Source organism: Corallococcus aberystwythensis (assembly GCF_003612165.1).
Classification (GTDB): domain Bacteria; phylum Myxococcota; class Myxococcia; order Myxococcales; family Myxococcaceae; genus Corallococcus; species Corallococcus aberystwythensis.
Window position 1 is genome coordinate 1 of record NZ_RAWK01000347.1, and the last position, 8,781, is coordinate 8,781.

At 68.4% G+C, this 8,781-nt stretch carries 5 protein-coding genes; all 5 read right to left on the reverse strand.

Annotated features, from left to right (window positions below; genetic code table 11):
- Positions 1-35 precede the first annotated feature (35 nt).
- Positions 36-2,741 carry a DNA polymerase I gene (gene polA / locus D7W81_RS36900; protein ID WP_120560064.1) on the reverse strand — a complete coding sequence of 902 codons (2,706 nt, stop codon included), beginning with the start codon at positions 2,739-2,741 and terminating at the stop codon, positions 36-38.
- Between the two features lie 59 nt (positions 2,742-2,800).
- Entirely contained in the window at positions 2,801-5,011 is a 2,211-nt protein-coding gene (locus D7W81_RS36905; protein ID WP_120560065.1) for an FHA domain-containing protein, read from the reverse strand.
- A 7-nt stretch (positions 5,012-5,018) separates the two neighbouring features.
- On the reverse strand, positions 5,019-6,773 hold the full coding sequence (locus D7W81_RS36910; protein WP_120560066.1) for a TadA family conjugal transfer-associated ATPase: 1,755 nt from the start codon (positions 6,771-6,773) through the stop codon (positions 5,019-5,021).
- 145 nt (positions 6,774-6,918) lie between these two features.
- Positions 6,919-8,367: a type II and III secretion system protein family protein gene (locus D7W81_RS36915; RefSeq protein ID WP_120560067.1), complete on the reverse strand. Its 1,449-nt coding sequence runs from the start codon at positions 8,365-8,367 to the stop codon at positions 6,919-6,921.
- A gap of 45 nt (positions 8,368-8,412) precedes the next feature.
- On the reverse strand, positions 8,413-8,781 hold a 369-nt coding region (locus D7W81_RS36920; protein ID WP_120560068.1), incomplete at its 5' end, for a prepilin peptidase.

Genomic DNA, 8,781 nt, shown 5'->3' on the forward strand with positions numbered 1-8,781 from the left:
CTACGGGGGTGGGCGCTCTCCCGCATTTTTTTGTTTCAGTGCGCGTCCGCCCAGCTCTTGCCCGCGCCCACGTCCACCTTGAGCGGCACCTTCAGCTCGGCGACGGAGGCCATGCTCTTCACGGCCAGGGCCTTCACCGCGTCCACCTCCGCGTCCGGCGCCTCGAAGAGCAGTTCGTCGTGCACCTGGAGTAGCACGCGCGTCTTCAGCTTCTGCTCGCGCAGCGCCGCGTCCACGGACAGCATGGCCTTCTTCATCAGGTCCGCGGCGGTGCCCTGGATGGGCATGTTGATGGCGGCCCGCTCCGCGGCCTGGGCCACGCCCCGGTTCTTGGAGAGCAGGTCCCCCATCAGGCGGCGGCGGCCGTAGAGCGTCTCCACGTAGCCCACCTTGCGCGCCTTCTCCACGGTGTCCTCCAGGTACTGGCGGATGCCCGCGTACCGGGTGAAGTACCGCTCGATGACGTCGCGCGCGTTCTCCTGGGAGATGCCCAGGCGCGTGGACAGGCCGTGCGCGGACAGGCCGTACGCGATGCCGAAGTTCACCGTCTTCGCCACGCGGCGCTGCTCGCGGTCCACGTCCTTGGGGTCCACGCCGAAGATTTCCGCCGCCGTGCGGCTGTGGATGTCCTCATCGTTGCGGAAGGCCTCGATGAGCACCGGGTCCTCCGCGATGTGCGCCAGCAGCCGCAACTCCACCTGCGAGTAGTCCGCGCTCACCAGCTGGTGCCCGGCCTCCGCCACGAAGGCGCGGCGGATCTCCCGGCCCAGCTCTGAGCGGATGGGGATGTTCTGCAGGTTCGGGTCGGACGAGGACAGCCGGCCCGTGGCGGTGGCCGCCTGGTGGTACGTCGTATGGATGCGCCCGTCCTTCGCCACCAGCGTGGGCAGCGTGTCCAGGTAGGTGCTCTTGAGCTTGGACAGGCCGCGGTACTCAATCAGCGCCCGCGCGAGCACGCTGTCGTGCTCCTCCGCCAGCTTCTCCAGCACCTCCTGATCCGTGGACGGGCCCGTCTTGCCGCGCTTGAGGATGGGGAGCTTCTGCTCTTCGTAGAGCACCTGCGCCAGCTGCGGGTTGGAGCCCAGGTTGAAGACGTGGCCCGCGGCCTGGTGGCACTCGGCCTCCTTCGCCTTCACCTCCACGTCCACGCGTTCGGAGGTGCGCCCAAGCTCCGTCACATCCAGCTTCACGCCCTCGCGCTCCATGCGCGCGAGCACGGGCAGCAGCGGCAGCTCCAGCGTGCGCGCCAGCTCCGCCAGCCCGCCCAGCTCCAGCTCCTTCCACAGCTCCGGGGCCAGCCTCCGCGCCGCGTCCGCGCGCACCGCGTACGCCGCGGCCACCTCGTCCGGGCCGTGGTCCGCCAGCGCCCTGCCCTTCTTGCCGCCCACGGACGCGGGCAGCGCGGGCAGCTCCGAGCGCAGCCGCTCGCGCGCCAGGTCCTCCAGCGCGTGCTCCCGGCGGGACGGGTTGAGCAGGTAGCTCAGGAGCTCCACGTCGTCGTGCGCGCCCTCCAGCGTCAGGCCTTCATTGGCCAGCACCAGCGTGAGCGCCTTGAGGTCGTGGCCGCCCTTCTTCACCGCCGCGTCCGCGAGCACGTCCTTCATCGCCGCAGTGAAGGCCGCCACCGGGACCTGCGTCGCGCCCAGCTGCTGGTGCCTCAAGGGCACGTAGCGCGTGGTGCCATCCGGCAGCGCCACGCCCAGCCCCACCAGCGGCGCCGCGAAGGGCATGCCCTCGAAGGCGGGCACCAGCGTGAGCGTCCCGGCGGCCTTCGCCGCGTCCGCCATCGCCTTCAGTTCCGCTTCCGTGGTGACCAGCGTGGTGGTGACCGAGAGCGGCGCCACGTCCGGACGGGCCGCGGGCTCCTCCGCGGGCAGGTCGCGCAGGAGCGCGAAGAACTCCAGCTCCGTGAACAGGTCGCGCGCGCGCGTGGCGTCCGGAGCGCGGCGGATCAGGTCGTCCAGCTTCACGCCCAGGGGCAGGCCGGTGTTGAAGGTGACCAGCTGCTTGGCGCGCACCAGGCTCTCGCGGTGGGACTCCAGCGCCGCGCGGATCTTCGGCTTCTTCACCTCCTCCACGCGGGCGAGCAGCGTCTCCACGTCGCCAAACTGGTGGAGCAGCTCCACGGCCGTCTTGTCGCCCACGCCCGGCACCTTGGCGACGTTGTCCACCGCGTCGCCCACCAGCGCCAGGAAGTCGCGCACCTGCTTGGGCAGGATGCCCATCTTCTCCTGCACATCCGCGATGCCCATGCGCTTGTTCTTCGCGGGGTCGAAGAGGGTGATGTCCTCGTCGACAATCTGCATGAAGTCCTTGTCGCTGGTGACGACCAGGACCTGGAAGCCCTCCGCCTTCGCCTGCATCGCCAGCGTGCCGATGACGTCGTCCGCCTCCCAGCCCTCCGCGTCCAGCGAGGCCAGGTTCAGCACGTCCCCCACCTTGCGGATGAGCGGGAACTGGGGCGTCAGGTCCTCCGGCGGCGCCTTGCGGTTCGCCTTGTACGTGGGGTCGATCTTCTGACGCTCCACGCGGCCCGACTTGTCGAACGCCAGCGCCACGTGCGTGGGCTTCAGCTCCTGCAGGGCCTTGAGCACCATGCGGGTGAAGCCCAGCACCGCGTTGGTGGGCACCCCCTTGCTCGTCGTGAGCGGGGGGATGGCGTGGTAGGCGCGGAAGATGAAGCCAGAGGCGTCGAAGAGCGCCAGGCGGCGCTCGGAGCGCGGGGGGCTGGTGTCGGCCATCCCCCGTCCCTAGCGCGCCTCCCGCTCCCTGTCCACGAAGCCCCGCTGGCGAGCGCCGCTCAGCGGCACTTCAGCTCGGCCTTCTTCGCATTCACCTGTTCCGCGATGCCGTCACCCGGCACGGCGTAGTCCTCCACCGCCGCCAGGTCCGAACAGCTGCCCACGCCGGACAGCGCGTTCTGCGCCTGCGTGGAGCAGAAGGCCACCACGCGGTTCAGGTCCGTGTTGCCCTTGTAGAAGTCGAAGCCCAGCTTCCAGATGCGGCAGCCCCGGCGGCGGTCCTCGCGGTCGGCGAAGTGCTTGCCGCGCAGGTACGCCGCGGCCGCCATGTCCTGGAAGATGTTCTTCCGGTAGAAGGACAGGTGCGACTCGGCCAGCTCCGCCATGATGCGCTTGTCCGTCTCCAGCGCTTCCTTGAACGGCGCCACCGCGCGCTCGGGGTCCTCGTTGGTGATGGCGCTCCCGCCCGTCTTGAAGAGCTGATCCACGTTGGACACGTCGCGGAGGAGGTCGTCCGCCAGCTGGTGGTGCTCGGCCTGGTCCACCTTCGCGCGCAGCTTCTGCAGCGTCGCCATCGCCTCGCTGGCGCGGCCGGCCCAGTAGTCCATCATCGCCTCCTGGACGAGCTTCGGGGTGTAGCGCTTGTTGAACATGGCGCGCACCTCGCTGGCCTGATCAGGCCCCAGCTCGTCCGCCGCCAGGATGTCGGACACCGGGCACGTCCAGGGCACGGCGTTCCGGTCCACCCGCGTGCGGGCCACCAGGAACTTCACGAACGTGGCGTCCTTGGGACGCCACTCGTTCTTGCGCAGGCCGCCCTCCAGGCGGAGCGACTGCCCGATGGGCGGCTCCAGGTCCTCCTTGCTCTGCTTCTGGCACCACACTTCCATGTACTCCTGGCAGCGCGGCACCGCGGGCCCCCACTGCGAGTTTTTCAGGTAGCGCTTGCAGTCGTCCTTCGCGCGCTCCACGAACCGCTCGGCCGTCTCGCGCGCCTTGGAGCGGGCGCGGCGGAAGTACTCGCTCTCCTTCGGAATCTTGCGGAGCAGCTCCAGGGCCTTCTTCTCCCGGTTGAGCTCGATGGCCTTCTTGGCGGCCTCGAGGTTATCGAAGGCCTCCTTCTCCAGCTTGATCTTCCGCACGAGGGTGTTCGCCTCGGCGTTGATGGGGTCCATGTCCAGCACCTGCTCGCACGTGGACTCGGCGCGGTTCCAGTCCGGGGCGCCCATCTCGCTGGAGGCGTAGGAGCGGCACTCGCTCAAGAGCTCCTGCACCTGCTGCGCGGGATCCAACGGCGCGGAGGGCCCCGTCTTCGCCGTCTTCTGGGGCGCCCCGATGGAGGACTTCACCACCGCCGCCACCGCCAGCAGCGCCATCACGCCGCCCGCCACCACCAGCAACTTGCGCTTGTTGCCCGCCGCGGGCTCCGCCCGGCTGCCACGGCGAGGCGGGGCCCCAGCCGTGCCAGGACGGCGCACGGGCGTGTCGGAGGCCTCGTAGGTCATCTCCACCACGCCGAACTGGAGGACGTCCCCGGCCTGCAGGTCGACGAACTCCTCGCCCAGCAGCTCGCCGTTGAGCAGGGTGCCGTTGGCGCTGCCCAGGTCGCGCGCGAGCACGGCGTTGCCCTCGCGCTTCACCTCCGCGTGCCTCCGGCTCACGGAGTCGTCATCCAGGACGACGGCCGCCGGCAGCGCCCGGCCCACCAGCAGCGTGCCGGTGATGGGATAGGACTTGCCCGCCCACGGCCCCGTCATGCCCTTGAGCACCGGACCCGTGCCCGCGCCCGCCGCTGCCGCCCCGCCCGCGGGCTGGGGCCGCGAGGGCCGCTTCGCCAGCGCGCCTTCGGGTTTCGCGGCCCCGTTCTGGGTGGCCTTGGCGCGGATGCTGGGCATGGCACGCGTGCCCTTCACGGGCGCGTCCGAAAGCGTCGCGGGGTCGTTGGGAGGAGGCGTCGCCGCGCGGCGTCCGCTGGTGCTCCGGGCGCTCCCCTTGAGCTTCAGCTCGTAGTCACCCAGCAGCACCTGCGAGCCCGGCTTCAGCGCCGTGGGCCCGTCAATGCGCTCGCCGTCCACGAAGGTGCCGTTCTGGCTTCCTCCGTCCTCGATGTAGACGGCGCCGCCCTCCACGTAGACGCGCGCGTGCTGTCGCGACACGCCGCCTTCCGTGAGGACGAGGTCATTGCCCTGCTGGCGGCCAATCTTCAGCTCGCCAGCGATTTCGTGCTCGTGCTCAGTGCCGTCAGGGTGACGGACGACCAGGGTTGCCATGGGCGCGTCAGTCCTCGCGGAAGATACTCATGTTCACGGGAATGCCCTTGCGCTGGAGTTCGTCGTAGAACTTCGGGACGAAGCCCGACGCTACGTAACGCCCACGCACCTTGTGGTCTTCCGTGAAACCGTCCTGCTTGTAATAGAAGATGTCCTGGAGGGTCACGATGTCGACCTCCATGCCGGACACCTCGGTGATGAAGCAGATCTTGCGGGAGCCGTCGGAGAAGCGCGTCTGCTGCACGATGAGGTGCACGGCGCTGGCGATCTGCTCGCGGATGGCCTTCACCGGCAGCTCCATGCCGGACATGAGCACCATCGTCTCCAGCCGCGCGATGGCGTCACGCGGCGTGTTCGCGTGCAGGGTGGTGAGCGAACCGTCGTGGCCGGTGTTCATGGCCTGGAGCATGTCCAGCGTCTCGCCGGAGCGGCACTCCCCCACCACGATGCGGTCCGGCCGCATGCGCAGGCAGTTCTTCACCAGCTCGCGGATGGTGATGGCGCCCTTGCCTTCCAGGTTGGGCGGGCGGCTCTCCAACTGCACCCAGTGGTCCTGCGGCAGCTGAAGCTCCGCCGCGTCCTCCACCGTGATGATGCGCTCACCCTCCGGGATGAACGAGCTGATGATGTTCAGCGTCGTCGTCTTCCCGGAGCCCGTGCCGCCGGAGATGACGATGTTGCGGCGCGCGGTGACGCACATCTCCAGGAACTCGGCCATCTGCGCGGTGACCGTCTTGTATTTGATCAGGTCCTGGATCTTCAGCGCGTCCTTCTTGAACTTGCGGATGGTGATGCAGGGGCCCTTGAGCGCCAGCGGCGGGATGATGGCGTTGACGCGGCTGCCGTCCTTGAGGCGCGCGTCCACCAGCGGGCTGGACTCGTCGATGCGGCGGCCAATGGGCGCCACGATGCGCTCGATGACGCCGAGCACTGCCTGGTTGGAGGAGAACGTCTTCTCCGACAGGGTCAGCTTGCCCTTGCGCTCGATGTAGATCTGGTTGGCGTGGTTCACCATGATCTCGCTGATCTCTTCCGACGCGAGGAACGCTTCCAGGGGCCCCAGGCCCAGCGCCTCGTTGATGACGTCGGTGAGCAGCTCCTCCCGGTCCACGTCCCCGGGAAGCTCCTGGTCCGCCTCCATCTGGTCGATGATGTCCCGGATGGCCTTTTCGGTGCGGCGCCAGAGCTCCTCGTCCCCGAGCCGGTCCATGTCCATGCGGCGCAGGTCCAGGTACTCGATGAGCCGGTCGTGGATCTCCTTCTGGAGCCGCGAGTAGCGCTCCAGCCGGGGGTCCACCTTGCGCTTGTTCTTGGCCATGGCCGCGGCCATGGACGCGGGCATGCGGCTGGGAGCGGCGGGGGCGGGCGCGGGCGCCTCCTCCTCCTCGTAGGGCTCCTCCTCCTCGTAGGCCTCTTCCTCGTAGGCCTCCTCACCCTGCTCCTCGTCGTAGCCCTCGTCCTGGGGCGCGTCTTCCAGCGCCTCCACGTTGAGGATGTAGTCGCCGATGGAGACCTGGTCGGTGGGCTTGAGCACCATGGGACCGGCGATCTTCTTGCCGTTCACGAAGGTGCCGTTCGTGGACTTCATGTCCACGATGATGAAGCGCCCGTCTTTTTCGACGATGCGGGAGTGGGTCTTGGAGACGTTCCCCTTGGCGAGCACGATGTCGTTGCCAGCAATCCGGCCGATCGTGATCTCGTTCTTGGGATACTCCCGCTGCTCCGAACCGCCGCCCTTCTCCGTCAGCGTGATGAGAAACATGGGCTGGGATGCTACCAAGCCCTCCTACGACCTCAAAGACTCCTGCGACGCTCGCTCGCCTGCTGCCCGGTAACGAACGGGCCGGCACCCTCCCCTGGAGAGGGGAATGGGGCCGGCCCGGATCCGACATGAAGGCGCGAGGGCCTCAGTCGAAGATGTTGAAGTTCACCTCGGAGCGGGCCTGCTTGTAGCGGGTCTTCACGTCCTCGATGATGCTGCGGACCTTGTCCGAGTCCGGGTTCACGATGCGCGGGGTGACGAAGATCACCAGCTCGCGCTTGGTGGAGTCGAACGCGCGGTTCTTGAACAGCTCGCCCACGATGGGGATGTTGCCCAGGCCCGGCAGCTTCGCGACGGCCTTCTGCTCGTCGTGGCTGAACACGCCCGACAGCACGATGGTCTCACCGTGGCGCACGGTGACGTTCGTCTTGACCTTGCGGGTGCGGAAGCCGGGGATGGCGGACGAACCACCGAAGGACACGGACACGGAGGTGTCGATTTCAGAGGCCTCCGCCTCCACTTCCGTCTGGATGTTGCCGTTGCGGTCCGCGGTGGGGCGGATGTTCAGGATGACGCCGTAGGGCTTGTACTCCACCGTGAACTGCGTCTGGGTGATGAGCGGGATGGGCACCTCGCCGCCGGCGAGGAACTCCGCCTTCTCACCGCTGGCGCACACCAGCTTGGGCTGCGCCAGCAGGCGGCCGTAACCGTCGTTGGCCTGGAAGCCGATGCTCAGGTCGGAGCCGCCCGACGCGCCCAGGATGAGCTCGGAGGTGGCGTCGCCGCCCGGCAGGAGCGCCTTGTTCAGCGTCGCGGCGGCGGTCAGCGTGCCGGTGATGTCCGTGGGGTACTTGATGCCGTAGCGGTCGCGGCTGTTGCGGCGGATTTCGACGAACTGGACCTCGGAGAGGATCATCCGCTTGATGCCGACGACGAGCAGGTTCTCCACCTTCTCACCGATGGCCTTGGTGATCAGCTCCGCCTTCTGGAGGTCCTGCTGGCTCTCCACGGAGCCCTCCAGGAAGATGGTCGCGCCCACCACGTTGGCCTGCACGTTCTTCAGGCCCGCCTTCTGGAAGGCCGCGTTCAGGTTCTGGGCGACGAGCTTCTTGGCGTTGGGGGCGATCTTCACGAACGACTTCACGTTCGGGTACAGGCTCACCACCTGCTCGATGCGGTCCGCGTCCTGCGTGGTGTAGGCCTGACCGTCCAGGTAGATGCGGTCGCCCACCATGCGCACGGACACGCCTTCGATTTCACCCAGGAGGCGCTTGATCTCCGAGATGACCTCGTTGGGGTCCTGCTTGCGGACCGTCACCAGATAGCTGATGCGCTGACCGGAGGACTTCCAGACGAGCAGCGTCGTCTTGCCCTCCTGGTTGCCGGTGACGAGCAGCTGGCCGGTGCCCAGCGTCTTGACCTCCGCGATGGACGGGTCACCCAGCGCGACGCGGCTGAGGCCGGGAATGGTGAGCACCTTCTGGGTACCCACACCCAGGCTGACGGTGCTGCCCTCCTGGGCCAGGGCGGGGGCACTGGCCACCAGGGTGACGAGGGCGCCGAGCGCCAGGGCTTGCGTGAAGCGAGTGGACATCGTGTGAATCCCCTTCTTGCGTGCGCGCGCCCGGACGCCGGCGCGCTATCCCAGATGTTGTTGCTGCCACCACATGGCCCAGAAAGTCCCGAGCGCGATGGAGACGCCGTAGGGGATGTGTCGCACGGGAGCGGGCGAGGTTTCCTCGCGCATCCATTTCATCCGCACCGCCCAGCGACGGGCCACCGCCGCCAGCGTGTCCCAGACAGCCCCCTGCCACAGCAGCGTGACGACTGCCTGCAGCGCTCCCACCAGCGAGATGAAGGCCGCCGCGGCGAGCACCGTGGGAAAGCCCAGCACGCAGCCCACGCCCGCCATCAGCTTGACGTCACCCCATCCCATGCGCCCGCGCAGCGCACCCGGCACCAGCAGCAGCGCGAGTCCCGCGCCCGCCAGAAGCCCGCTCACCAGCCC